Origin of the sequence: Gluconacetobacter sp., from assembly GCF_047721585.1 — a bacterium.
In the GTDB taxonomy this organism is placed as follows: Bacteria; Pseudomonadota; Alphaproteobacteria; order Acetobacterales; family Acetobacteraceae; genus Gluconacetobacter; species Gluconacetobacter dulcium.
Genome location: NZ_JBDNXE010000027.1, coordinates 14,068 through 37,746, shown reverse-complemented (window position 1 = coordinate 37,746; position 23,679 = coordinate 14,068). Strand labels below are relative to the sequence as shown.

Annotated in this window: 24 protein-coding genes and 1 riboswitch; of the genes, 7 read left to right on the top strand and 17 right to left on the bottom strand. The window is 67.8% G+C overall.

The annotated features are described in order from the left end of the window. The 3 genes from ABF821_RS07350 to truA all read left to right on the top strand — a co-directional run. Positions 1 to 225, top strand: a 225-nt coding sequence (locus ABF821_RS07350; RefSeq protein ID WP_415529562.1) for a peptide deformylase, incomplete at its 5' end; no start/stop codon positions are given. Positions 226 to 241: 16 nt separating this feature from the next. Then, entirely contained in the window at positions 242 to 1,159 is a 918-nt protein-coding gene (gene fmt / locus ABF821_RS07345) for a methionyl-tRNA formyltransferase (RefSeq protein ID WP_415529561.1), read from the top strand. Further along, entirely contained in the window at positions 1,156 to 1,965 is an 810-nt protein-coding gene (gene truA, locus ABF821_RS07340; protein ID WP_415529560.1) for a tRNA pseudouridine(38-40) synthase TruA, read from the top strand. Before fmt ends, truA begins: the two co-directional genes overlap by 4 nt. Positions 1,966 to 2,019: 54 nt before the next feature. Here the strand turns inward: truA and ABF821_RS07335 are convergent, their stop codons facing one another. The 9 genes from ABF821_RS07335 to rpmH form a co-directional block, all read right to left on the bottom strand. Beyond that, positions 2,020 to 2,658: a hypothetical protein gene (locus tag ABF821_RS07335; protein ID WP_182972728.1), complete on the bottom strand. Its 639-nt coding sequence runs from the start codon at positions 2,656 to 2,658 to the stop codon at positions 2,020 to 2,022. Continuing rightward, positions 2,655 to 3,800: a succinyl-diaminopimelate desuccinylase gene (gene dapE / locus ABF821_RS07330; protein ID WP_182972871.1), complete on the bottom strand. Its 1,146-nt coding sequence runs from the start codon at positions 3,798 to 3,800 to the stop codon at positions 2,655 to 2,657. Before dapE ends, ABF821_RS07335 begins: the two co-directional genes overlap by 4 nt. Before the next feature lie 11 nt (positions 3,801 to 3,811). Beyond that, complete coding sequence (gene dapD / locus ABF821_RS07325) at positions 3,812 to 4,657, bottom strand: 2,3,4,5-tetrahydropyridine-2,6-dicarboxylate N-succinyltransferase (RefSeq protein ID WP_415529559.1); 846 nt, start codon at positions 4,655 to 4,657, stop codon at positions 3,812 to 3,814. A 139-nt stretch (positions 4,658 to 4,796) separates the two neighbouring features. Next, a complete protein-coding gene (argB, locus tag ABF821_RS07320; protein WP_182972730.1) occupies positions 4,797 to 5,726 on the bottom strand; it encodes an acetylglutamate kinase in 930 nt (309 codons plus the stop codon). A gap of 28 nt (positions 5,727 to 5,754) precedes the next feature. Next, complete coding sequence (yihA, locus tag ABF821_RS07315; protein ID WP_182972731.1) at positions 5,755 to 6,441, bottom strand: ribosome biogenesis GTP-binding protein YihA/YsxC; 687 nt, start codon at positions 6,439 to 6,441, stop codon at positions 5,755 to 5,757. Between the two features lie 10 nt (positions 6,442 to 6,451). Next, positions 6,452 to 8,233 (bottom strand): membrane protein insertase YidC, encoded by a 1,782-nt coding sequence (yidC, locus tag ABF821_RS07310; RefSeq protein ID WP_415529558.1) that lies wholly within the window; start codon positions 8,231 to 8,233, stop codon positions 6,452 to 6,454. A 21-nt stretch (positions 8,234 to 8,254) separates the two neighbouring features. Next, positions 8,255 to 8,560 carry a membrane protein insertion efficiency factor YidD gene (gene yidD, locus ABF821_RS07305; protein WP_415529557.1) on the bottom strand — a complete coding sequence of 102 codons (306 nt, stop codon included), beginning with the start codon at positions 8,558 to 8,560 and terminating at the stop codon, positions 8,255 to 8,257. Beyond that, entirely contained in the window at positions 8,557 to 8,910 is a 354-nt protein-coding gene (gene rnpA, locus ABF821_RS07300) for a ribonuclease P protein component (RefSeq protein WP_182972734.1), read from the bottom strand. The genes yidD and rnpA overlap by 4 nt, the downstream gene beginning before the upstream one ends. A 78-nt stretch (positions 8,911 to 8,988) precedes the next feature. Then, positions 8,989 to 9,123, bottom strand: a complete 135-nt coding sequence (rpmH, locus tag ABF821_RS07295) for a 50S ribosomal protein L34 (protein ID WP_114727814.1) — start codon at positions 9,121 to 9,123, stop codon at positions 8,989 to 8,991. Between the two features lie 141 nt (positions 9,124 to 9,264). Here rpmH and ABF821_RS07290 point away from each other — a divergent pair, with 141 nt between their 5' ends. After that, on the top strand, positions 9,265 to 9,531 hold the full coding sequence (locus tag ABF821_RS07290; protein ID WP_220791682.1) for a hypothetical protein: 267 nt from the start codon (positions 9,265 to 9,267) through the stop codon (positions 9,529 to 9,531). Positions 9,532 to 9,812: 281 nt separating this feature from the next. Here ABF821_RS07290 and ABF821_RS07285 read toward each other — a convergent pair whose 3' ends face one another. The 4 genes from ABF821_RS07285 to gcvT form a co-directional block, all read right to left on the bottom strand. Continuing rightward, complete coding sequence (locus tag ABF821_RS07285; protein WP_182972735.1) at positions 9,813 to 10,001, bottom strand: hypothetical protein; 189 nt, start codon at positions 9,999 to 10,001, stop codon at positions 9,813 to 9,815. 246 nt (positions 10,002 to 10,247) lie between these two features. Beyond that, positions 10,248 to 13,130 (bottom strand): aminomethyl-transferring glycine dehydrogenase, encoded by a 2,883-nt coding sequence (gcvP, locus tag ABF821_RS07280; RefSeq protein WP_415529556.1) that lies wholly within the window; start codon positions 13,128 to 13,130, stop codon positions 10,248 to 10,250. 114 nt (positions 13,131 to 13,244) lie between these two features. Next, positions 13,245 to 13,610, bottom strand: coding sequence for a glycine cleavage system protein GcvH (gcvH, locus tag ABF821_RS07275; protein WP_182972737.1), 366 nt, complete (start codon positions 13,608 to 13,610; stop codon positions 13,245 to 13,247). A gap of 36 nt (positions 13,611 to 13,646) precedes the next feature. Beyond that, positions 13,647 to 14,780, bottom strand: coding sequence for a glycine cleavage system aminomethyltransferase GcvT (gene gcvT / locus ABF821_RS07270; RefSeq protein ID WP_415529555.1), 1,134 nt, complete (start codon positions 14,778 to 14,780; stop codon positions 13,647 to 13,649). Positions 14,781 to 14,978: 198 nt separating this feature from the next. Continuing rightward, positions 14,979 to 15,066: riboswitch (glycine riboswitch) on the bottom strand. A 125-nt stretch (positions 15,067 to 15,191) separates the two neighbouring features. On the opposite strand from gcvT, the gene ABF821_RS07265 reads away from it, so the two are divergent. Next, positions 15,192 to 15,497, top strand: a complete 306-nt coding sequence (locus ABF821_RS07265) for a putative quinol monooxygenase (RefSeq protein WP_182972739.1) — start codon at positions 15,192 to 15,194, stop codon at positions 15,495 to 15,497. A gap of 87 nt (positions 15,498 to 15,584) precedes the next feature. Here the strand turns inward: ABF821_RS07265 and ABF821_RS07260 are convergent, their stop codons facing one another. Beyond that, a complete protein-coding gene (locus ABF821_RS07260; RefSeq protein WP_415529554.1) occupies positions 15,585 to 16,538 on the bottom strand; it encodes a hydrogen peroxide-inducible genes activator in 954 nt (317 codons plus the stop codon). A gap of 101 nt (positions 16,539 to 16,639) precedes the next feature. Here ABF821_RS07260 and ABF821_RS07255 point away from each other — a divergent pair, with 101 nt between their 5' ends. Next, the gene (locus ABF821_RS07255; RefSeq protein ID WP_415529553.1) at positions 16,640 to 18,094 is read left to right on the top strand and encodes a catalase; all 1,455 of its coding nucleotides are present in this window, start codon (positions 16,640 to 16,642) and stop codon (positions 18,092 to 18,094) included. 97 nt (positions 18,095 to 18,191) lie between these two features. Here ABF821_RS07255 and speE read toward each other — a convergent pair whose 3' ends face one another. From speE to uvrA, 3 genes are all read right to left on the bottom strand, one after another. Beyond that, positions 18,192 to 19,061 carry a polyamine aminopropyltransferase gene (gene speE, locus ABF821_RS07250; protein WP_415529552.1) on the bottom strand — a complete coding sequence of 290 codons (870 nt, stop codon included), beginning with the start codon at positions 19,059 to 19,061 and terminating at the stop codon, positions 18,192 to 18,194. 127 nt (positions 19,062 to 19,188) lie between these two features. Continuing rightward, positions 19,189 to 19,650: an adenosylmethionine decarboxylase gene (speD, locus tag ABF821_RS07245; RefSeq protein WP_182972743.1), complete on the bottom strand. Its 462-nt coding sequence runs from the start codon at positions 19,648 to 19,650 to the stop codon at positions 19,189 to 19,191. Positions 19,651 to 19,810: 160 nt separating this feature from the next. Then, a complete protein-coding gene (uvrA, locus tag ABF821_RS07240) occupies positions 19,811 to 22,741 on the bottom strand; it encodes an excinuclease ABC subunit UvrA (protein ID WP_415529551.1) in 2,931 nt (976 codons plus the stop codon). 283 nt (positions 22,742 to 23,024) lie between these two features. Here uvrA and ssb point away from each other — a divergent pair, with 283 nt between their 5' ends. Further along, on the top strand, positions 23,025 to 23,609 hold the full coding sequence (gene ssb / locus ABF821_RS07235; RefSeq protein ID WP_415529550.1) for a single-stranded DNA-binding protein: 585 nt from the start codon (positions 23,025 to 23,027) through the stop codon (positions 23,607 to 23,609). The last annotated feature ends 70 nt before the right edge of the window (positions 23,610 to 23,679 follow it).

Genomic DNA, 23,679 nt, shown 5'->3' with positions numbered 1-23,679 from the left:
CTGCCCAACCAGTATGCCGAGGTCGTCCGCCCCCAGCAGGTGCGCGTCCGCTACCGCGGCCTGGACGGTACCCAGCAGGAGATGGAGGCCGACGATCTGCTGGCCACCTGCATCCAGCACGAGATCGACCATCTGGAGGGCATCCTCTTCGTCGATCATCTCTCCACGCTCAAGCGCAACATGATCATGCGGCGCCTGGCCAAGGAACAGCGCCAGAAACGATAAAGGCTGGAGACCCGTCATGCGCCTGGCCTTCATGGGCACCCCCGATTTCGCGGTGCCCGCCCTGCTCGCGCTCCACGCGGCGGGGCACGAGATCGCCGCCGTCTACAGCCAGCCGCCCCGGCCGGCCGGGCGCGGCCAGTCGGTCCGCCTGTCGCCCGTCCATCAGGCCGCCGAGACGCTCGGCCTGCCGGTGCGCACACCCGCGCGCCTGCGGACCAACGCGGACGAGCACGCCGCCTTCCGCGACCTGAACCTCGATGCCGCCGTGGTCGCCGCCTATGGGCTGATCCTGCCGGCGGCGATGCTCGATGCCCCGCGCCTGGGCTGCCTGAACATCCATGCCAGCCTGCTGCCGCGCTGGCGTGGCGCCGCCCCGATCCAGGCCGCGATCCTGGCCGGCGACAGCGAAAGCGGCGTCACGATCATGCGCATGGACGAAGGGCTGGATACCGGCGCGATGCTGCTGTCCGACCAGGTTGCGCTGACACCGGCCACCACCGCCACCACGCTGCATGACGCGCTCGCCGCCATGGGGGCACGCCTGATCGTGACGACGCTGAACCAGCCGGTCGGCCCCGGCCAGCCCCAGCCGGAGCAGGGCGTCACCTACGCGGGCCGCCTGACGCGCGAGGACGGGCGCATCGACTGGTCGCGCGACGCCGCCGCGCTGGACCGGCAGATCCGGGCGCTGACCCCCTGGCCCGGCACTTATACCACCTTGGGTGAGCAGGTTCTGAAGATCGGCGGTGCCGCCCTTGTTTCAGCCCCCCGTTCCGCGCCGCCGGGGACCATTCTCGATGACGCGCTGACCGTGGCCTGCGGTCAGGGTGCCCTCCGCATCACGCGCATTCAGCGGCCCGGTCGCGGCATGATGGATGCCGGTTCGTTCCTGCGTGGCCAACCGGTGCCGGCCGGGACGGTCCTGGGCTCGTGACCGCCGACGCGGACACCGCGCCAGAACCGGCCGTGGAACGCTGGGCCGTCCGGATTGAATATGACGGCCGCCCCTTCGTCGGCTGGCAGCGGCAGATCACTGGCCTGTCCGTGCAGCAGGTGCTGGAAGAGGCGGCGGGCCGTCTGGCGGCCGGCCGGCCCGTCACCAGCATCACCGCCGGCCGTACCGATGCCGGCGTGCATGCGACCGGTCAGGTCGCGCATCTGGATTTCCCCATGGGTACCGGACTGACGGGGGCGAAGGTCCGTGACGCGCTGAATTTCCATATGAAACCCCACCCGGTCGCCATCCTTCAGGCCATGCCGGTCGATAGCGCATGGAACGCCCGGTTTTCCGCCAACCGCCGATTCTATCGCTACCGGATCGTGAACCGGCGCGGCCGGCTGGCGCTCGACGACGGCCGCGTCTGGCTGGTCAAGCGCGCCCTCGACATCGATGCGATGAACGAGGCGGCGCGGCATCTTCTGGGCCGCCACGATTTCACCTCCTTCCGTGCCAGCGCCTGCCAGGCCAAGAGCCCGCTGCGCACGCTGGACCGGCTGGCGGTGACGCGCCACGGCGAGGAGATCACGATCGAAGCCGACGCGCGTTCCTTCCTGCACCATCAGGTCCGCAACATGGTGGGCACGCTGAAACTGGTGGGCGAAGGCACCTGGGCCCCCGAGCGCGTCGGCGAGGCACTACGCGCCCGCGACCGCCGCGCCGCCGGCCCCACGGCGCCGCCGGACGGGCTGTACCTGACCGGCGTCGGCTACGATCCCGACCCCTTCAGCGTGGCGTACTGACCGCTCCGGCCCGCGCCGCCGGGGATCTTTCCCCGGCCGCCCGCGACATGCGGCCTATCGGCCGCCGTGCGCCGACGGCAGCGCCAGAAAATCCTGCCATGGCGCGTAATGTGGCGGCAGCACGGACGAGATCCCGCTCAGCGCCATGATGGCGGCGGCGATCGCCAGGACCACCAGCAGCGCCCGCCATGCCCCCAGCGCCAGCCCCACCCGCGCGACGAACCAGGTGAGCCAGAGATTATAGGCGAATATGACCCCGTTCAGCAGCAGCGCCGAATGCATCATGCTCACCCCGGCGGGCATGAGGCCGGCGATCACCCCGACCGCCGCGAGCATCACGAACAGCACCAGCCAGTCGCACCACAGGGCCGCCGCCATGTAGCGCGGCCACAGGGCCTCGCGCCCCCACAGGCGCGCCAGCTGGTGGGTCAGGACCACCGGCGTCAGAACCAGGCACAGCGAGAACACGATCTTGGCGGCGCTCAGCATCGTCGGTGCCTGCGCCAGCGTCAGCACGCCGCCGACCAGCCACAGGGCGACGCGGGGCGCCAGCGCCGCGAGCACGGCATCGGGGGTGGTGCCGAAACAGCTCATGCCGTCACGCCGGCCACGGCCCAGCAGCATCATGCCCCGGAAGATGCCCCCAGCGGAGCCGGGCATCGGTCGGGGCGGTGCGCCGCGTCCCTGCGTCATCCCATCAGCCTTTCGATAAACGCCGCGTAGATATCGGTCAGCGTCCGCAGGTCGGTGACGGACACATTTTCGTTCGCCTTGTGCATGCTGGCGCCCACCAGGCCAAATTCGGCGACCGGGCAATAGCGGCTGATGAAGCGCGCATCCGACGTGCCCCCACCCGTATCCAGCCGGGGCTGGTGACCCGTCACGTCCTGCACGGCCTCGACGAGCTGGCCCAGTTGTGGCGTGGGCGGGGTCAGGAACGATTCACCGCTGACACGGATGTCGATCTCCGCCCCCGGCGCGCGCGCCCGGACGGTCTCGGTAATCCACCGTGCCAGATCCTTGCCCGTATGCAGGTCGTTGAAGCGGATGTTCAGCCGGGCCGTTGCCCTGGCCGGAATGACGTTGGTGGCCGTGTTGCCCACATCGACGCTGGTGACCTGCACGCTCGACGGCTCGAACCATTCCGACCCCTTGTCCAGCGGATGGGCCGTCAGGTCCGACAGGATCGCCATCAGACGGTGGATCGGGTTGTCGGCCCGCTGCGGGTAGGCGACGTGCCCCTGGATGCCATGGACGACGATGCGCGCATTCAGGCTGCCACGCCGCCCGATCTTGACCACATCGCCCATATGCTCGGGGTTCGTCGGCTCGCCGACGATGCAGAAATCGGGGATCTGGCCGTTGGCCGCCATCCATTCCAGCACCTTCACGGTGCCGTAGGTGGCGGGGCCTTCCTCATCGCCGGTAATCAGCAGGCTGATCGAGCCGTTCAGCGGCCTGCCGCCCCCCAGGTGCCGCGCCACCGCGCTGACGAAGGCGGCGATCCCGCCCTTCATGTCGCAGGCGCCGCGCCCGTATAGCACGTCACCCCGCACGGCGGCGTCGAACGGCCCGGTGGTCCAGCCCTCGTCGCCCGGCGGCACCACGTCGGTATGGCCGGCGAAACAGAGATGCGGCCCCTCCATGCCCAGCCGGGCAAACAGGTTGGCCGTGCGCTCCGCCCCCTCGCCGAACGGCAGGTCGACGACATCGAACCCCAGCCGGCGCAGCACGTCGCCCAGCACGCCGATCGCCCCGCCGCGATCGGGCGTGATGGACGGCGCGCGGATCAGTTCCTGCGCCAGATGCAGCGCATCGACCAGTTCCGGCTCCATGACGGGGCCGGTCAATCGCGCAGCAATTCGTTGATCGAGGTCTTGGCGCGCGTGCGCTCATCCACGCGCTTGACGATCACGGCGCAGGCCAGCGACGGCAGCGGCGCGCCATCCGGCCCGGTCGGCTGGCGCGGCGGCAGCGTGCCGGGCACCACGACCGAATAGGCCGGCACACGACCCACGAACACCTCGCCCGTAGCCCGATCGACGATCTTGGTCGAGGCGCCGAGAAACACACCCATCGACAGGACGCTTCCCCGCTCCACGATCACGCCCTCGGCCACTTCAGACCGCGCGCCGATGAAGCAGTCGTCCTCGATGATCACGGGCGCGGCCTGCAAGGGCTCCAGCACGCCGCCGATGCCCACGCCGCCGCTGATGTGGCAGTTGCGCCCGATCTGGGCGCAGCTTCCGATCGTGACCCACGTATCGACCATCGTGCCGCTTTCGACGCGCGCGCCGGCATTGACGAAGCTGGGCATCAGCACCACGCCGGGCGCGACATAGGCCGAACGCCGGACGATCGCGCCGGGCACGGCACGGAATCCGGCCTCGGCGAAGCGCGCCGGGTCCCAGTCCGCGAACTTCAGCGGCACTTTGTCGTAGAACGGCGCGGGAGCGCCCGGCATCACCGCGCTGTCATTCAGCCGGAACGACAGCAGCACCGCCTTCTTGAGCCATTCATTGACCACCCAGCCGGAATCGGACGGGGCGGCGACGCGCAGCGTGCCGGCATCCAGCCCGGCCATCGCCTGCTCGACCGCCGCGCGGTCGGCACCCGTCGTCGCGGAGGACAGGGTATCGCGCCGTTCCCACACCGCCTCGATATGGGTCCGAAGGGCGTGTGCGTCGTTCATATTCCTGCAATCCTCTGTCCGCGCCGGCCCGGCCGGCGCCCATTTTCGCCATGTGTTTCGCTATGTGGCGGGACCATGCGAAGGATGCCCCCTCGTGTCAACGCATCTTGCGATGCGTCGCCACCGGCCCCGCCTTGCCTTACTCGCCGCGGATCAGCGTACCCGGGCCGGCCTCGGTGAACAGTTCCAGCAGGCAGGCATGCGGCACCCGCCCGTCGAGGATCACCGCCGCCCTGGCACCGGCACGCACCGCTTCCAGGCAGGTTTCCACCTTCGGGATCATGCCGCCGCTGATCATGCCGCTGGCGATGCCGCGCCGTGCTTCCTCGGCCGTCAGTTCGGGGATCAGGTCGCCGTTTTCGTCCAGCACGCCGGGCACGTCGGTCAGCATCAGCAACCGCGTGGCATGCACGGCCCCGGCGATCGCGCCGGCCGCCGTGTCGGCGTTGATATTGTAGGTCTCGCCCTTTTCGCCGATGCCCACGGGGGCCACGACCGGAATCAGCCCCGAGCCCGACAGGGCGTAAAGCACGCGGGGGTCGATGCGCACCGGCTCGCCCACGAAGCCCAGATCCAGCACCTGCTCGATCTGGCTGTCGGCATCGCGCACCGTGCGGCGCAGGCGGCGCGCGGTGATCAGCCCGCCATCCTTGCCCGAAATGCCCACGGCCAGCGCCCCGGCCTGATTGATCAGCCCGGCGACCTGCTTGTTGACCTTGCCCGCCAGGACCATCTCGATCACATCGACCATCGCCGCGTCGGTCACGCGCAGGCCGTCGACGAAGGTCGAGGGGATCTGCAACCGGTTGAGCATGGCGCTGATCTGCGGGCCGCCCCCATGGACCACCACGGGATTGACCCCGACCAGCTTCAGCAGCGCGATGTCATGCCCGAAGGCGTTGGACAGGGAATCGTCCACCATGGCGTGGCCGCCATATTTGACCACGATCGTATCGCCGGCATAGCGACGCAGGAACGGCAGCGCCTGGGCCAGCACGGCGGCGCGCTCCTGGGCGTCCTTCATCGTCTGGACGATATCGCCGGTAGTCTCGCTTGTCGGTTGGCTCATCGGGTCGTGCCCTGTCTTGTGCTCGTGATCAGGATGAAACCGTTTCGTCCGCCGGCGGCAGGGCCAGACTGGCCAGCCCGGCCCGCAGTTCGGGTATGCCCAGTCCGCTCTCGCTGCTGGTCAGCAATATCTCCGGATAGGCCGCGGGATGCTGGCGCGCCAGATCGGCCACCTGGGCGCGCTTGGCCTCCAGCGGGCCGGGCTTGAGCGCATCGCACTTGGTCAGGACGATCTCGAACGTCACGGCGGCACGGTCCAGGAGGGTCATGATCTCGCGATCCGACGCCTTGATCTCGATGCGCGAATCCAGCAGCAGGATGACGCGCTGAAGCGTCGGCCGTCCGCGCAGATACGCGAACATCATGCCCTGCCAGTCTTCCTTCACGTCCTTCGCGGCCTTGGCGTAGCCATAGCCCGGCATGTCCACCAGCGTCAGCCGGTCGCCGAGGTTGAAGAAATTGAGCTGCTTGGTGCGCCCCGGCTCTGACGAGGCGCGCGCCAGCGCCTTGCGCCCGGTCAGGGCGTTGATCAGGCTGGACTTGCCGACATTCGACCGGCCGGCGAAGGCGATTTCCGGCACGGTGATCGGCGGAAGCTGCTCCAGCTTCTGTGCCCCGAAGAAAAAGTCGCACGGCCCGGCAAACAGCAGCCGCCCCGCTTCGCGCAGGCGCTCCTGCTCCTCGGGCGAGGGCGCGGGGGTGACGAACTCCGACATCAGACCAACCTTATTTCCGCTTCGCCGGCTTTTGCGCGGGCGCAGGCACGGGTGCGGCCGGCCGGGTCGCGCCCTGGATACGACGCTGGATAACCATCTGCTGCGCCATCGTCAGCAGGTTGTTCCAGCAATAATAGATGACCAGACCAGCCGGCTGACGCGCCATGAAGAAGGTGAACAGCACCGGCATCACCTGGAACACGCGCTGCTGCGCGGGGTCCATCGGTGCCGGGTTCAGCTTCTGTTGCAGGAACATCGTCACCCCGAACAGGATCGGCCACACGCCCAGTTGCAGGTAGGGCGACAGCGCGTTCGGGTCCCACGGGATCAGGCCGAAGAGATTGAACAGATTGGTCAGGTCCGGTGCGGACAGATCGTGAATCCAGCCGAAGAAGGGGGCATGCCGCATCTCGATGGTGATGTACAGATCCTTGTACAGGCTCCAGAACACCGGAATCTGCACGACCATCGGCAGGCAGCCGGCGGCCGGATTGACGCCTTCGGTCTTGTACAGCGCCATCATGTGCTGGTTCATCGCCATCTGGTCGCCCTTGTACCGCTCGCGGATCTCCTGCACCTTGGGCTGGAGCTTGCGCATCCGGGCCATGGAGCGGAACTGCCGCGTCGCCAGCGGGAAGAAGAGCGCCTTGACCAGCAGCGTGAAGGCCATCAGCGCCAGGCCGAAATTGCCCAGCAGCGTGTTCAGGTAATCGAGCACATAGAAGATCGGCCGCGTCAGGAACGCGAACCAGCCGAAATCGACGGCCTTCCAGAAATCGGGGATATGCAGGCTGGACTGATACTGCTCCAGCAGGTTGACTTCCTTGGCGCCGGCGAACACGTGGCTGGCCGTCGAGGCCGTCGCACCCGCCCCGACCACGGTCGGCGTCTGCGCGATGAAGCCGACCTGATAGACGCCCGCGCCGCCATTGGCCTGATAGCCATAGCTGCCGGTCACCGGCACGCCCTGCTGGGGCACCACGGCGGTCAGCCAGTATTTGTCGGTAATGCCGGCCCATCCGCCCTGCCCGGCCTTGGTCCAGGACGTGTTGCCCGGCGGCGTCGCGCCGGTGCGCAGGCTCTTGTAGCTGCTTTCGTCCAGCCGGCCGTCAACGACCGAAATCGGCCCCTCATGCACCAGATACCCGCCCGTTTCCTCGGGCGTGTAGGCGCGGTTGACGCGGGCGTACGGGTAGAGCGACACCGGCTGGGCCGAATGGTTCACGATCCGCTGCTCGATCGCGAACATGTAGTGCGCGTCGATGCCGACGACGATCTGGAAGGTTACGCCTTCGCCATTGTCCCACGACAGCGTGACCGGGTGGTCGGCCGTCAGCTTCGGCGCGTCGGCGGTCCAGACGGTGGTGGCGTCGGGCACGCGCACTTGGCCGCCGGCCAGGTTCATCCAGCCGATCTCGACGTAATTGGGCTGCGGGTCGTGCGCGGCTTCGAGGATGCGCACCAGCGGGCTGCCGGCGGCCACCGTCTCGTGATAGTCGCGCAGCACCATGTCATCCAGCCGCGCGCCCAGCAGGTCGATCGACCCGCGCACGGCCGGGGCGTCGATCTCCAGCCGCGTTTCCGCCTGCGGCGAGGCCACCGAAACCGGCTGCGAACTCACGCCCGCGACAGGGGCCGCCGGACGGCGCGCGTCGGACGGCGGCGTCTGCCGGTTGGTCTGCGCAGCCTGCTGCGCGACCTCCTGATGGGTCTGCTTCGGCATGAAATATTCGAAGCCAACCAGGACCATGGCGGAAAGCAACGTCGCCACGATTAAGCGCTTGGTATCCATCAGCGACCGGCCAGACTCTCGTTATCTGTGGGAAGAACAGCGGGGGAAGAACTGCGGGGGGGAAGGACAGCAGGAGGCATGCGCCTGCTGTCGGGTGGGCACGGGATCGTATCCGCCGATATTCCACGGATTGCAACGCAAGATCCGCCAACCGGCCAGAAATGCGCCCCGCAACGGGCCATATGTACGGATCGCGTCCTGCGCATATTCGCTGCACGAGGGCACGAAACGGCAATTCGGCCCCAGAAGCGGGCTGACGAACCGCTGATAGACGCGAATCGCCCCGACCAGAGTCCAGACCGTCGCGGCCCGGACCGGACGGATCATTCCGCCCCCCGCACACCGGCCTTGCGCAAGGCCCGCCGCAGGTCTTCGACCAGGGCGGAGAACGCGCGCCCGCGCGTCCCGTCACGGCCGATCACGACCAGATCGACGCCCGTCAATTGCTGTTCGCGCGTGACCACGATCCGCACGGCTTCGCGCAGGCGGCGGCGCGTGCGATTGCGAATGACGGCGTTGCCGACTTTCTTCGTTACGGTGAACCCGACCCGTGCCGGATCGGCATCGTCACGGCCCAATGCCTGGAGCACCAGCCCAGGGCACGGCACCTTGCGCCCCTTGGATGCAATCCGGAGGAACTCGGCACGCTTCTTGAGACGGACGGAACGGTCGGCCACTCTTCGCAGCCCCCTCTAACGCGCTATCCGGACCCGGATCGGAAGAACCGGGCCCTGAACGCGACCAGACCTGACGGATCAGGCGGACAGGCGCTTGCGGCCCTTGGAACGGCGATTGGCGATGACCCGACGGCCACCGACGGTTTCCATACGGGCGCGGAAGCCGTGACGGCGCTTGCGGACCAGCTTGGACGGTTGATACGTGCGCTTCACGACGCGACTCCCCGATTGACAAGAATAAACACGACGCGGCTATATCCACGACGCGCCGGCGCAGCCCGAAGGCCGCCTGACCTGAGGCGCGCCTTATACGTCCCGTTTCCCCGCGCGTCAACGTGCAAGAAAAGAGCCTCCATGCAAGGCCCAGACCCGCTTCCGGACGACAATCATTCCGCCCCTGCCCTCGGCACCGGCCCCTCCGACACCCAGGCCGATTCGGTGCCCGCCCCGGCATCGCGCGCCAAGGTGCTGCACGATATACGCGGCCAGTTGTCGCCGGCCATGCTCGCCGCCGACCGGCTGAGCCTGCACGCCGACCCCAAGGTGCGCGAACTGGCCGACCAGATCGTCCGGTCCATAGAACAGGCCGCCCTGCGCCTGAAAGACATCCCCCGATCCTGACCACCCAGGCCGGCGACCGAGCAGGCGGGTGCCTCCATCCAGCGCGCGCCGGCGCGCGCTGGAGCGGGCCGCCCTTGCCTGCCTCGGCCGCACGGAGCGGCCCGGAAAGCGGATGCGCGCGACAGGCCGCCCGTCGCCTGCCTCGGTGGCCCGGTTCGTGGCCGGAGATGCGGGCTGGTGAGCGAGCGCGCAATGCCGCGCCCGGCACGTGGTCCGGGCACGAAGCGCCGGGAACGCGCGCCGGATCGCCGCCAGCGCCCGTCTCCGGCCGCAAATCCGGTTCAGAACATCGAGAAGTAGAGCACGACCATGTCGATGAGGAACGCGCTGAGCAGGCCGCAACAGATCAGCCCGACCACCATCCGGTCACGCGCATCGATCCATGCCGGATCGTCATGATGCAGGGCAACCGTGTGCCATGCGCCGTTCGCGAAAGACCGTTTCGGTCCCGCCATACCGATATGGAACATATGAGCCTCCCCCGGACCGTCCCTTCTTCTCTGCCGCGCGCGGCGGCGGGTTCGTCCGGATGCATCATGACCATGGACCCTGTCGGGCCGGCTGCCAAAGGCGATTCGGGGTCAGTCGCAATCTCTTGAAACAAAATGCCCGTTGCCCGGCGCCAGACGCACGGCAGCCGGGCCAGGCCCGGCGCCGCACGCATGACACGCCGGTGGAACGGCGCGCCGCGTCAGGTCAGGCGAGGTCGGGTCGGGTCAGGCCGCGCCTTCCTCGGCATAGACCGAGATGTCGGGGCAGGAGCAGACCAGGTTGCGGTCGCCATAGGCGTTATCCAGCCGGTTGACCGGCGACCAGTATTTCGACTCCGGCACCACATCGCCCGGCAGGCAGCCCAGCCGCCGGTCATAGGCGCGGTCCCACTCCGGATCGGTCAGGTCGCGCACCGTATGCGGCGCATGGCGCAGCGGGCTCTGCTCGACCGCCATCCGCCCCTGCTCGATCTCGCGGATCTCGTCGCGGATCGCGATCATCGCATCGCAGAACCGGTCCAGTTCCGCCCGGCCCTCGGACTCGGTCGGTTCGATCATGAAGGTGCCCGCCACGGGGAAGCTGACCGTCGGCGCGTGGAACCCGTGGTCGATCAGCCGCTTGGCGATATCGTCCACCGTCACCCCGACCGTATCGCGGATCGGGCGCAGGTCGACGATGCATTCATGCGCCACCCGGCCGTTGATCCCGCGATACAGCACCGGATAATGGCCTTCCAGACGGGCCGCGATATAGTTGGAATTCAGGATCGCGACCTCGGTGGCGCGGCGCAGCCCGGCGTCGCCCATCAGCATCATGTAGGTCCAGGAAATCGGCAGCACCGCCGCCGAGCCGAACGGCGCGGCCGAAACCGCGTTCGCCCCGCCATCCTGCGGCGCGCCGGGCAGGAACGGCGCCAGATGCGCCCCTACCCCGATCGGCCCCATGCCCGGCCCGCCGCCGCCATGCGGAATGCAGAAGGTCTTGTGCAGGTTGAAATGGCTGACATCGGCGCCGTAGGCACCGGGGCGCGACAGCCCGACCTGCGCGTTCATGTTCGCGCCGTCCAGATAGACCTGCCCGCCGGCCGCGTGCACCAGCTCGCAGATCTCGACCACCGATTCCTCGAACACGCCGTGCGTCGACGGATAGGTGATCATGATCGCCGCCAGACGGTCGGCATTCTGCGCGATCTTCACCTTCAGGTCGGCGATGTCCACATTGCCCTGGTCGTCGCAGGCCACGACCACCACCCGCATCCCCGCCATCTGGGCCGAGGCCGGGTTGGTGCCGTGCGCCGACGCCGGAATCAGGCAGACATCGCGCCCTTCGTCGCCCCGCGAACGGTGATAGGCGCGAATGGCCAGCAGACCGGCATATTCGCCCTGTGCCCCGGAATTGGGCTGGAGCGAGACCGCGTCGTAGCCGCTGACATCCCTGAGCATCCGCTCCAGGTCGCGGAACAGTTCGGCATAGCCCTGCTGCTGTACCTCGGGCGCGAAAGGATGGATGTCGCAGAACCCCGGCCAGGTGATCGGCATCATCTCGACCGTCGCGTTCAGCTTCATGGTGCACGACCCCAGCGGGATCATCGTGCGATCCAGCGCCAGATCGCGGTCGGACAGGCGGCGCAGGTAGCGCAGCATGTCGGTCTCGGACCGGTGGGCATGGAACACCGGATGGGTCATGAACGTGCCCTGGCGCAGCAGGGCCGGCGGCAGCAGGCTGTCGGGTGCCGACAGCGTCTGCTCCATCGCCGCCAGGCGCTGGGCATCGGGGCAGAAGCAGCGCCACACGGCGCGGACGATCTCCGGCGTCGTCGTCTCGTCCAGGCTGATCCCGACGCGGTCCTCGTCGATCGCGCGCAGGTTCATGCCCGCGTCCTCGGCACGGGCGCGGACCAGAACGGCGGTGCCGCCGGTCGCGACCGTAATCGTGTCGAAGAACGCATCCGTCTCGACGCGCACCGACAGCGCGCGCAGCCCCGCCGCCAGGATCGCCGTCAGGCGATGCACCCGCTGCGCGATCGCCGTCAGACCCTCGGGGCCATGATAGACCGCATACATCGCGGAAATGACTGCCGGCAGCACCTGCGCGGTGCAGATGTTCGAGGTCGCCTTCTCGCGGCGGATATGCTGTTCGCGCGTCTGCAACGCCAGCCGATAGGCCGGTTCGCCCCGGCTATCGACCGAGACGCCCACCAGACGGCCCGGCATGTTGCGCTTGTAGGCGTCGCGCACGGCCATATACGCCGCATGTGGCCCACCGGCCCCCATCGGCATGCCGTAACGCTGCATCGAGCCCACCGCGATATCGGCCCCCAGCGCGCCCGGCGATTCCAGCACCGTCAGCGCCAGCGGGTCGGCCGCCATCGCCACCACGGCCTGTGCCGCGTGCAGTTTTTCGATCCATGCGCGCGGATCGCGCACCTGCCCCGACGAACCGGGATATTGCAACAGCGCACCGAACACCGCGCCGGGGTCCAGGTCGCGCCCGGGGTCGCCGACCACGATCCGCCAGCCCATCGGCTCGGCGCGCGTGCGCAGCACCGCCAGCGTCTGCGGATGGCAGTCGGCATCGACGAAGAACCCCTCGGCCTTCGATTTCGCCACCCGGCGCGCCAGGGCCATCGCCTCGGCCGCCGCCGTCGCCTCGTCCAGCAGCGAGGCATTGGCCACGTCCAGCCCGGTCAGGTCGCGCACCATGGTCTGGAAGTTCAGCAGTGCTTCAAGACGCCCCTGGCTGATTTCCGGCTGATACGGCGTATAGGCCGTGTACCAGGCCGGGTTTTCCAGCACGTTGCGCTGGATGACGCCCGGCAGCACCGTATTGTAATAGCCCTGCCCGATCAGGGACGTCATCACCCGGTTGCGGCCGGCGATCGTGCGCAGGCGCGCCAGCGCCTCGGGCTCGGACAGGCCGGCCCCCAGCCCCATCGCGCCACGCAGGCGGATGGACGCCGGCACCGTCTGTTCCATCAGTTCGTCGAGCGAGCCCGCGCCCACGACCTCCAGCATGGCGGCGACATCCCGCGCCCCCGGCCCGACATGGCGGGCACAGAAGGCATCGGCGGCGGGCTGCGTGCCCTGCCAGAGAGAAGTGGAGGTCACGATCAATATTCTCCGCGACAGAAACAGAAACGGTGTCGAGAAACTGTTTTAACGAACCATCCACCGGCGCCCCGAAACGCGGGACCGCGCATCGGCGCGCCGGCGGGCCGGTCTTCAGCCGATCAGGGCGGCGTAGCCGTCGGCGTCCAGCAGCGCGGCGAGCTGCCCGGCATCGGCGATGCGCAGCTTCAGAATCCAGCCTTCGGCCTCCGGGTCGCGGTTGACCAGCGACGGATCGTCCGACAGCGCCGCGTTGAACCCGACGACGGTGCCCGACACGGGGGCATAGATGTCCGACGCGGCCTTGACCGATTCCACCACGGCGGCGCTGTCGCCCTGCGCGACCTCGGTGCCTTCGTCCTTCGCCTCGACGAAGACCAGTTCGCCCAGTTCCTCGGCGGCATGGGCGGTGATGCCGACGATGGCGACATCACCCTCGACGCGCAGCCACTCATGTTCTTTCGTGTAATAGACGGTCATGTTCCGATCTCCATCCAGCAGGTCAGCGTTTGAAATTCAGCGTTTGAAACCGGGGGCCACGAACGGCAGCGCCGCCACGGTGGCCGGCAGATAGCGCCCGCGCAGTTCGGCGAACAGGGGCGTGCCCGTCGCGGCGAACGCCGTTTCCACGTAGCCCATGGCGACCGGCCCGCCGAAGGTCGGGCCGAACGCGCCGGAGGTCACATGCCCGACCGGCTGCGTGCCCGCCTCGTCGGCGAACAGGCGCGCCCCGCCCCGTACCGGCGCGCGGCCCTCGACCGCGATGCCCACGCGGCGCCGGCTTACGCCGCCTTCGATCTGCCCCAGAATGATGTCGGCGCCGGGGAAGCCCCCCGCCCGCGCCCCACCGGCACGGCGGGTTTTCTGGATCGACCATTCCAGCGCGCCCTCGACCGGCGTCGTCTCGCGGTCGATATCCGATCCATACAGGCACAGCCCGGCTTCCAGCCGCAGGCTGTCGCGCGCGCCCAGTCCGGCCGGCGCCACCTCGGGCTCGGCCAGCAGCGCCTCGGCCACCCGCACGGCGGCATCGGCCGCCATGCCGAGTTCGAACCCGTCCTCGCCCGTGTAGCCGGACCGCGATGCCACGCAGGGCACGCCCGCCACCTCGAACGCCGCCACATCCATGAAGCGCATCTCCGCCGACGCGGGCGCCAGACGCGCCAGCACGGCCCCGGCCCGCGGTCCCTGCAACGCGATCAGCGCCCGGTCGGGCAGCGGCTCGACAGTGCAATCCTCGCCCAGCGCGGTTGCGATATGTGCCAGATCCGCATCCTTGCAGGCCGCGTTGACCACCAGGATCAGCGTATCGCCCAGCCGCGAGACCATCAGATCGTCCAGGATGCCGCCCTTGCCGTCGGTCAACTGGGTATAACGCTGGCGCCCCGTCTTCAGCGACAGGATGTCGGCCGGCACCAGCCGCTCCAGCGCCAGCGCCGCGTCCTCGACCCGCCCCGAGCGCGCATGCAGATGCGCCTGCCCCATGTGCGATACGTCGAACAGGCCGGCGGCATTGCGCGTGTGCTGGTGTTCGGCCATCACGCCGGCGCGGTACTGCACCGGCATTTCATAGCCTGCGAACGGCACCATGCGTCCGCCCAGCGACAGGTGCAGGTCATAAAGCGGCGTGCGCAGCAGCGAATCGCTCATGCCGCCCTCCGGGCGCCGGCAGCGCCATGCGCGAGGGACGGATCGCACCGATCCGAACATGAGAAAACAAGGAAAGACGGCCAACGTGACATGAACAGAGCCTCCTGAACCCACAACCGGATCCGAATGCCCCTTCTGTCGGTTTGCCTGAGATCGCTATCCCGTCGGCGGACGCGCGAGGCGCCTCTCTCCAGAAGTCGAAGCCGGGCGGTCCTTTGGCCTGAGAGTTTCCGGGGCGGTTGCTCCTTCGGCGCCGGCTCTCGCCAGTCTCTCCCGCGTCAGCATCCGGATGCTTCGCATATGTTGCGCAATCAAGTCAATCGTCCTCACACCGCCGCGAGGGGTGGATCGCAGGCTTCGGGCGCCCTACCCTTGCCCCCCGGACGCAAGACGACAAGGAGGCGCGCGACCATGGACGCCACACCACTGACCATCCTCGCGGAATTCACCACAACCGACGAAAACCGCGCGAAATTTCTGGAACTCTGCGCTTATGACGCCGAACGCTCGGTCGCCGACGAGCCCGGCTGCCACGCCTTCGACGTCCTGCTGCCCGAGGACGCACCGCATACCGTCATCCTGCACGAGATCTATACCGACCGCGCGGCATTCGACAGCCACCTGAAGACCCCGCATTTCAAGGTCTTCGACGACGCGGTGCGCGACCTGGGCATCCAGACCGTCGCGGTGCGTCTGCTGGCGACGCACCGCGCCTGAGCGCGACCAGCCCATCCCGGCCGGCTATATCGAACCCGGCGGGATCGGCTGGTCGGCCACGACGGGGCGGCAGGCGCCGGGGCGGATTTATCGCCCCGGTTTTTTGCTGGCCGGTCTTTTGGGGCTTGTACCCAGTTCCTGGGCCAGTTGCGCGAAGAGCGGGGCGCGCGGGTCGGTGGCGCGCCACCACAGCCCGATGGTCCGGCCGATTTCGGGCGATGCGAACGGTATGGCGCGGGAGAAGCCGCGCGCCTCGGTGTCGGTATCGACCGCCAGCGCCGGCATGACGGCGATTCCCTCGCCGGCATCGACCATGTAGCGCAGCATTTCCACGCTGGTCGCGATCGGGCCGTCCAGACCGGGATGGAGCGGGACGGACGGATCGCACAGCGAGACGGTCTGGTCGCGCAGGCAATGGCCGGGATCGAGGAGCATCAGGTCCGCGCTGTCGAGATCGGCGGACGACAGCGCGGATTTCGTGGCCAGTGGGTGGGTGCGGGGGACCAGGACGCGAAACGGCTCGAAGAACAGGACGGCGGTGGCGATGCCGGGGTCTGGCGCGGGCATCGCCGCGATAACGATATCCAGCGTGTAATCGAGCAGGTGCCGCGTCAGGTCCGCCGTTCGGTCCTCGGTGAGGCGCAGCGCGATGTCCGGATGGGCGGCGCGAAGGTGCCGCAGCAGCGTGGGCATGTAATACGGCGCCAATGTCGGAATGATGCCCAGCGCCAGGGGGCCGGCCAGCGTGTGCCCGGTGCCGTGCGCCTGTTCCATCAGGACATGCGCGTCGCGGACGATGCGTTCGACCAGGGGGATCAGGGCCGCGCCCCGCCGGGTCGGACGGGTGCCCCGGCGCCCGCGCTCGAAGAGCGTGCAGCCCAGCAGGGCCTCGACCTTGCGTATCTGCTCGCTGAGGCCGGGCTGGCTGACGCCGCAGGCATGCGCGGCCTGGCCGAAATGGCCGGTGCGGCTGACCGCGAGGACATAATCGAGATCGCGCAACGTCAGGCCGGCGAGGGAGCGCGAAGGAGGGATGGACATACGATAGGCATAGCCTATCAATTTTATAATGAGAATCGATTTTATCTATAAATCATGGGGCGGTAGGCAGGGATCGTATTCTTTCCGGAGAGGAAAACGTCATGTCCGACCAGAGTGTCCGCCCCGTCCTGACCACCAGCGCCGGCGCGCCCGTCCCCGACAACCAGAACAGCAAGAGCGCCGGCCGGCACGGCCCGCTGCTGCTGGAAAACTATCAGTTGCTGGAAAAGCTGGCCCACCAGAACCGCGAACGCATTCCCGAGCGGGTGGTGCATGCCAAAGGGTCCGGCGCGTATGGCCGCTTTACCGTCACCGGGGATGTCACACGCTATACGAATGCCGCGATCTTCGGCGAGATCGGCAGGACGACCGAGGTACTGGCCCGGTTTTCCACCGTTGCCGGAGAGCGGGGGGCCGCGGATGCCGAGCGGGACGTGCGTGGTTTCGCGCTGAAATTCTACACCGACGAAGGCAACTGGGACCTGGTGGGGAACAACACGCCGGTCTTCTTCATTCGCGACCCGATGAAATTTCCCGATTTCATTCACACGCAGAAGCGTCATCCGCGTACCAACATGCGTTCGGCGACGGCGATGTGGGATTTCTGGTCCCTGAGCCCGGAAAGCCTGCATCAGGTCGCGATCCTGTTCTCGGACCGCGGGTTGCCGCGCGGGTATCGCTTCATGAACGGCTACGGCAGCCATACCTATTCGTTCTGGAACGATGCGGGCGAGCGGTTCTGGGTGAAGTTCCATTTCACGACCCGGCAGGGGCATCGCCACTGGACCAATGACGAGGCCGCCGGCATTGTCGGCCAGGACCGGGAAAGCGCGCAGCGCGACCTGTATGACGCCATCGAAGGCGGCGATTTCCCGCGCTGGACGCTGTCGGTCCAGATTATGGCGGAGGCCGATGCCGCGCGGCAATCCTTCGATCCGTTCGACCTGACCAAGGTCTGGCCGCATGCGGATTTCCCGCTGGTCGAGGTGGGCGTGCTGGAACTGAACCGCAACCCGGCGCATTATTTCGCGGAAATCGAGCAGGCGTCGTTCTCGCCGTCCAATATCGTGCGCGGAATCGGCTATTCGCCCGACAAGGTCTTGCAGGCGCGCCTGTTCGCCTATGCCGACGCCCATCGCTATCGCGTCGGCACGCATTATGAGAGCCTGCCGGTCAATCAGCCGAAATGCCCGGTTCGGACCTACCATGCCGACGGGGCGATGCGTTTCGACGCGCCGCGCGGAACCGATGCGTATTATGAGCCGAACTCGTTCGGCGGGCCGGTGGAGGACGCGCGGGCGAAGGAACCGCCGCTGATGCTGGACGGAGCGGCGGGATATTACGACCATCGCACGGGCAATGACGATTACAGCCAGCCCGCCGCCCTGTTCCGCCTGTTCGACGATGCGCAGAAACAGCGTTTCTTCGCGAATATCGCCGCCGCGATGCAAGGTGTTCCGGCCGATATCGTCGAACGCCAGTTGGGGCATTTCGCCAAGGCCGACCCGGCCTGGGCGGAGGGCGTGCGCCTGGCGTTGGCGCACGCTGCCGGCTGATCTACGAGATTCATCTCTGAATTTCGGAGTCAGGACATCGTATCAGACAGCGGTGGGGAGAGCCCTGGTCATGCTCTCCCCACCCAGGCATCCGATCCTATTTCGACGCCGGCAGATGCCTGGCGATATAGGGCGGCAGGTTGAAGGCGCCGGCATGGATCTCCGGCGTCCAGTAACCGGTCGTCCCCAGGATGCCCGCCTGCTCGGCCCGCGCGCGGATCGTCTCGACCGCATGCAGGGCCGGGTTGGTTCCCTTCGCCGCCACGCCCAGCGTCATGAAGCCGCCGACATAGGTCGGCACCGCCGCCACATAGGCCGAGACATGCGGAAAGAACTGCGCCCGGCGCAGGCTGGTCTCACGCAGTTCGTCCGCCTGCATGAACGGCACGCCGCACTGGTTCACGATGATGCCGTTGGGCGTCAGGATACGGGCGCAATGCGCGTAGAACGCATCGGTGAACAGTACCTCGCCCACCCCGATCGGGTCGGTGCTGTCGACGATGATGACATCGACCGAGCCGCTTTCCGCTTTGGCGACATAATCGATGCCGTCGCCCACGATCACGTCGGCGCGCGGGTCGGTCCAGGCATCGCCGGCGATGCCCGGCAGGAACTGTTTGGACAGTTCGATCACCGCCCCGTCGATCTCGACCATCACGGCACGTTCGACGCCACGATGCTGCAACACGCGGCGCAGCACGCCACCATCGCCGGCACCGATGATCAGCACGCTCTTCGCATCGCCATGGGCCAGCACCGGCACATGCGTCAGCATTTCCTGATAGACGAACTCGTCACCCTCGGTGATCTGGATCACCCCGTCGAGCACGAGCACGCGGCCATGCGTCTCGCTTTCGAAAACCACGATGTCCTGGAAGGGGCTTTTGGTGCGGGCCAGTTCCTTGCGAACACGGAAACGCTGCTGCCAGCCGTCATAGAGTGTTTCGCCGATCCATGCGTCGGTCATTGCCTGTGTCTCCCCGGCACGAAAATGGACACATAAAAAAAGGCCGGACGAATCCGGCCCTTAAACTCCTGTGCGGCCTGACGCCGCACCGGACGGTCAGGCGCCGGCCAGGCCGGCACCCTCGCCATCAGGCGACCCGGCCGCGACGCTGCTCGTCCACGACCACCCGGTCCGCCTGGAACAGGCGCTGCATCACCGGGATCGCCAGGTGCGGATCGCACGCACCGCACATGAAGATGTCGACGGCGGCGAAATTCCGCTCCGGCCACGTGTGGATCGAAATGTGGCTCTCGGCCAGCACCACCACGCCCGACACGCCGCCATTGGGCGTGAAGTGATGGAAGTGGCTGTGCAGGATCGTCGCCCCCGCCGTCACCGCCGCTTCGCACAGCGTACGGTCGATCTTCTCCGGATCATCGAGATTCCGGGCGTCCCAGAGGTCGACGAGAAGATGCGTCCCCGCAAACTTCATCCCGTCCCGCTCGACGAAATAATCCTTCCGATCCTCGTCAGACGAAGACGGAGCTGAAGACATCTGGATATTGCTCGGGAGTTCCGAGACCATCCCCAGCTGAGCAAGTGCGTTCATCACGTACCCCCAAACCAGTAGACAGCCTGTTGGGCGGGATCGCCCCCTTGGGCCAAGGGGGCCGCTGATAAGGCCTTCCCCCTGTCAACGCAAGAACTTTTGCCCCCTAACCCCGTTTTTTTTCGTCCCTTTCACACAAGCTTCTTTCTCCGGGCGGCATTCAGGCTTTCGCGCGGCGTTTCCGCCCTTTGGACGGCGCGGGCAGAAGCGGCGCCAGGAACCGCCCGGTATGGCTTTCCGCACAGGCCGCGATGTCCTCGGGCGTGCCCTCGGCCACGATCCGGCCGCCGCCGTCGCCACCTTCCGGCCCCATGTCCAGCACCCAGTCCGCCGTCTTGATCACATCCAGATTATGCTCGATCACCAGCACGGTATTGCCCTGGTCCACCAGGGCGTGCAGCACGTCCAGCAGCTTGCGCACATCCTCGGAATGCAGGCCCGTCGTCGGCTCGTCGAGGATGTACAACGTGCGGCCCGTCGCACGGCGCGCCAGTTCCTTGGACAGTTTCACCCGCTGCGCCTCGCCGCCTGAAAGCGTGGTCGCCTGCTGGCCCAGCGCGACATAGCCCAGCCCGACCTGTTGCAGGATGGCCAGCCGGTCGCGGATGCGCGGCACGGCGGAGAAATACGGCAGGGCTTCATCCACCGTCATCGCCAGCACGTCGGCGATCGACTTGCCACGGAATTTCACATCCAGCGTTTCGCGATTGTAGCGCGCGCCCTTGCAGGTATCGCAGGTCACGAACACGTCGGGCAGGAAGTGCATCTCGATCTTCAGCACCCCGTCGCCCTGGCACGCCTCGCACCGCCCGCCCTTGACGTTGAACGAGAACCGGCCGGGCTTGTAGCCGCGCGCCTTGCTCTCCGGCAGTTCGGCGAACCAGTCGCGGATCGGCGTGAACAGGTCGGTATAGGTCGCGGGGTTCGAACGCGGCGTGCGGCCGATCGGCGACTGGTCGATATCAATGATCTTGTCCAGCAGGTCCATGCCGACGATCCGGCGATAGGGCGCCGGATTCTGCCCCGACCCCATCAGGTGCCGCGACAGCGCCTTGTACAGCGTATCGATCACCAGCGTGGATTTGCCGCCGCCGGAAACCCCGGTCACGCAGGTAAAGGTGCCCAGCGGAAAGCGCGCGGTCACGTCATGCAGGTTGTTGCCGCTGGCCCCTTCCAGCACCAGCATCCGCTTGGGGTCCACCGGCCGGCGCTTCTCCGGCACCGCGATCTGCCTGCGGCCCGACAAATAGTCGCCCGTCAGGCTGGCCGGGTTGGCCGCCACCTGCTCCGGCGTGCCGATCGCCACCACATGGCCGCCATTGACGCCCGCCCCCGGCCCCATGTCGATCAGCCAGTCGGCCGAGCGGATCGCATCCTCGTCATGCTCCACGACGATCAGCGTATTCCCCAGCCGTTTCAGCCGCTGCAACGTGCCCAGCAACCGCTCGTTGTCGCGCTGGTGCAGGCCGATCGACGGCTCGTCCAGCACGTACAGCACGCCCGTCAGGCCCGACCCGATCTGGCTGGCCAGCCGGATGCGCTGGCTCTCGCCGCCCGACAGCGTGGCCGATCCGCGCGACAGCGTCAGGTAATCAAGCCCCACATCGTCGAGAAAGCGCAGCCGGTCCAGGATCTCGCGCAGGATGCGCCGCGCGATCTCGGCCCGCTGCGGCGTCAGCGTCGCCTCCACGGTGCCGAACCATTCCAGCGCCCGGCGGATCGGCAGGTCGGACGCCTGGGCGATGGTGCAGTTCGCCACCCGCACCGACAGCGCCTCCGGCCGCAGCCGCGCGCCATGGCACACATGGCACGGCTTGTCGGACTGGTAGCGCGACAGTTCCTCGCGCACCCACACGCTGTCGGTCTCGGCCATCCGGCGGCGCAGGTTGGCCACCACGCCCTCGAACCGCTTGGTCAGGCTGTAGCTCTTGCGGCCGTCGCGGTACTGGAAGGTCACCTCGTCCTCGCCGCCCTCCATGATTATGTCGCGCACGCCCGCCGGCAGGTCGCGCCACGGCGTGTCCATCTTTACGCCGTAATGGGCGGCCAAGCTTTCCAGCGTCTGCTGGTAATAGGGGCTCTGCGTGTTGCGCCACGGCGCGATGGCCCCGGCCGCCAGCGACAGCGATTCGTCCGGCACGATCAGGTGGGGGTCGAAGAAGGTCTCGGTCCCGATCCCGTCGCAGGCCGGGCAGGCCCCCTGCGGGGCGTTGAACGAGAACAGCCGGGGCTCGATCTCCTCCAGCGTAAAACCGCTGACCGGGCACGCGAAGCGCGAGGAAAACACGATATGCGGCGGCGCCTCCGCCCCGTCGCGCACCACTTCCTCGGCATAGACCAGCCCGTCGGAGAGGCCCAGCGCGGTCTCGAAACTGTCCGCCAGGCGGGATTCCACGCCCGGCCGCACCACCACGCGATCCACCACGGCCTCGACCGTGTGGCGCAGCTTGCGGTTCAGGTCGGGTACGTCGGCGATCTCGTACAGTTCGCCGTCCACCTTCACGCGGGCAAAGCCCTTGCGCTGCAAGTCCGCCAGTTCCTTGCGGCACTCGCCCTTGCGGTCGCGCACCACGGGCGCCAGCAGCATCAGCCGGGTGCCCTCGGGCAGCGCCATCACCCGGTCGACCATCTGGCTGACGGTCTGCGCCTCGATCGGCAGGCCGGTGGCCGGGGAATACGGCACGCCCGCCCGCGCCCATAGCAGGCGCATGTAATCGTGGATCTCGGTAATCGTGCCGACGGTCGAGCGCGGATTCTTCGAGGTCGTCTTCTGCTCGATGGAAATCGCGGGCGACAGGCCCTCGATCGCGTCCACATCGGGCTTGCCCATCAGTTCCAGGAACTGCCGCGCATAGGCCGAGAGGCTCTCGACATAGCGCCGCTGCCCCTCGGCATAGATGGTATCGAACGCCAGCGACGATTTGCCGGAGCCCGACAGGCCCGTTACCACCGTCAGCGCATCGCGCGGAATCTCGACATCGACATTCTTCAGGTTGTGCGCCCGCGCGCCGCGTACCCGAATGGTCTGCGTCCCGTGCAGCGGGGTCGATTCTGTCCGCGCGGCCGCAACCGGGCCGGATCGCTTCGCCATGATGTCCGCATCTCCGTTCTGCTCCGGCATGACGGAGCGCATCGTTCACACTCTGTTCTGCCGGATTCCGCCGCCGTCGCCAAGATCCAGCCCCCGGAAAAGACCGCCGCGCGGCGTCCGGCCGGCGCGGGCGGGCCACATGCAGGTATCATCCGGCGGCCATCTGGGTTAGGATCGCGGGTGAGTCCCGTCCCCCAACCGCACCGGTCCGGGTGGACGGTTTTTTTTGAGGGGGCGGCGCCCTGGTGCGCGGCCCCGGACCGGACAGCGGCAGGGCAGTACTATGGCGGGTAGCGTCAACAAGGTCATCCTCGTGGGCAATCTGGGGAAGGACCCGGAAGTCAGGAACAGCCAGAACGGCGCCAAGATCGTCTCGCTGACGCTGGCCACCAGCGATAGCTGGAACGACAAGGCATCGGGCGAGCGGCGCGAGAAGACCGAGTGGCATCGCGTCGTCATCTTCAACGAGCGCATCGCCGACGTTGCCGAGCGTTTCCTGCGCAAGGGCCGCAAAATCTATCTGGAAGGCTCGCTCCAGACCCGCAAATGGACCGACCAGTCGGGGCAGGAACGCTATACGACCGAAGTGGTCGTGGACCGTTTCCGTGGCGAGCTGGTGCTGCTGGACAGCAACCGCGGCGGCGAAGGCGGCGATGATGCCGGCGGCGGATATGGCGGTGGCGGTTATGGCGGCGGCGGCGGCGGTGGCGGATACGGCGCGCCGGCGGCGGCTCCGCGCCAGATCGGCGGCGGACGCGGTAACGCGGGCGGCGGCAGCCATGGCGGCCCCGGCGCGCCGGCCGGCGGTGGCGGCTGGGACGCCCCGCACGGTGGCGGCAGCGACCTGGACGACGAAATTCCGTTCTGAGGCGGGCCTCCGCCCGGCCCGAGGCCCTGTCGGGCCTCGTCGCCGGGCGCGGTTTTTCCCCGGCCGGCAC

Bases quoted from the DNA above. Each gene is read 5' to 3' on its own strand.
- fmt (WP_415529561.1), top strand. From the start codon at position 242: ATGCGCCTGGCCTTCATGGGCACCCCCGATTTCGCGGTGCCCGCCCTG.
- gcvH (WP_182972737.1), bottom strand. From the start codon at position 13,610: ATGACCGTCTATTACACGAAAGAACATGAGTGGCTGCGCGTCGAGGGT.
- ABF821_RS07335 (WP_182972728.1), bottom strand. From the start codon at position 2,658: ATGACGCAGGGACGCGGCGCACCGCCCCGACCGATGCCCGGCTCCGCT.
- gcvT (WP_415529555.1), bottom strand. From the start codon at position 14,780: ATGAGCGATTCGCTGCTGCGCACGCCGCTTTATGACCTGCACCTGTCG.
- ABF821_RS07290 (WP_220791682.1), top strand. From the start codon at position 9,265: ATGCAAGGCCCAGACCCGCTTCCGGACGACAATCATTCCGCCCCTGCC.
- yidD (WP_415529557.1), bottom strand. From the start codon at position 8,560: ATGATCCGTCCGGTCCGGGCCGCGACGGTCTGGACTCTGGTCGGGGCG.
- yihA (WP_182972731.1), bottom strand. From the start codon at position 6,441: ATGTCGGAGTTCGTCACCCCCGCGCCCTCGCCCGAGGAGCAGGAGCGC.
- speD (WP_182972743.1), bottom strand. From the start codon at position 19,650: ATGAACGCACTTGCTCAGCTGGGGATGGTCTCGGAACTCCCGAGCAAT.
- dapE (WP_182972871.1), bottom strand. From the start codon at position 3,800: ATGGAGCCGGAACTGGTCGATGCGCTGCATCTGGCGCAGGAACTGATC.
- dapD (WP_415529559.1), bottom strand. From the start codon at position 4,657: ATGAACGACGCACACGCCCTTCGGACCCATATCGAGGCGGTGTGGGAA.
- argB (WP_182972730.1), bottom strand. From the start codon at position 5,726: ATGAGCCAACCGACAAGCGAGACTACCGGCGATATCGTCCAGACGATG.
- ABF821_RS07285 (WP_182972735.1), bottom strand. From the start codon at position 10,001: ATGTTCCATATCGGTATGGCGGGACCGAAACGGTCTTTCGCGAACGGC.
- yidC (WP_415529558.1), bottom strand. From the start codon at position 8,233: ATGGATACCAAGCGCTTAATCGTGGCGACGTTGCTTTCCGCCATGGTC.
- ABF821_RS07255 (WP_415529553.1), top strand. From the start codon at position 16,640: ATGTCCGACCAGAGTGTCCGCCCCGTCCTGACCACCAGCGCCGGCGCG.
- ssb (WP_415529550.1), top strand. From the start codon at position 23,025: ATGGCGGGTAGCGTCAACAAGGTCATCCTCGTGGGCAATCTGGGGAAG.
- uvrA (WP_415529551.1), bottom strand. From the start codon at position 22,741: ATGGCGAAGCGATCCGGCCCGGTTGCGGCCGCGCGGACAGAATCGACC.
- speE (WP_415529552.1), bottom strand. From the start codon at position 19,061: ATGACCGACGCATGGATCGGCGAAACACTCTATGACGGCTGGCAGCAG.
- ABF821_RS07260 (WP_415529554.1), bottom strand. From the start codon at position 16,538: ATGTCCATCCCTCCTTCGCGCTCCCTCGCCGGCCTGACGTTGCGCGAT.
- ABF821_RS07265 (WP_182972739.1), top strand. From the start codon at position 15,192: ATGGACGCCACACCACTGACCATCCTCGCGGAATTCACCACAACCGAC.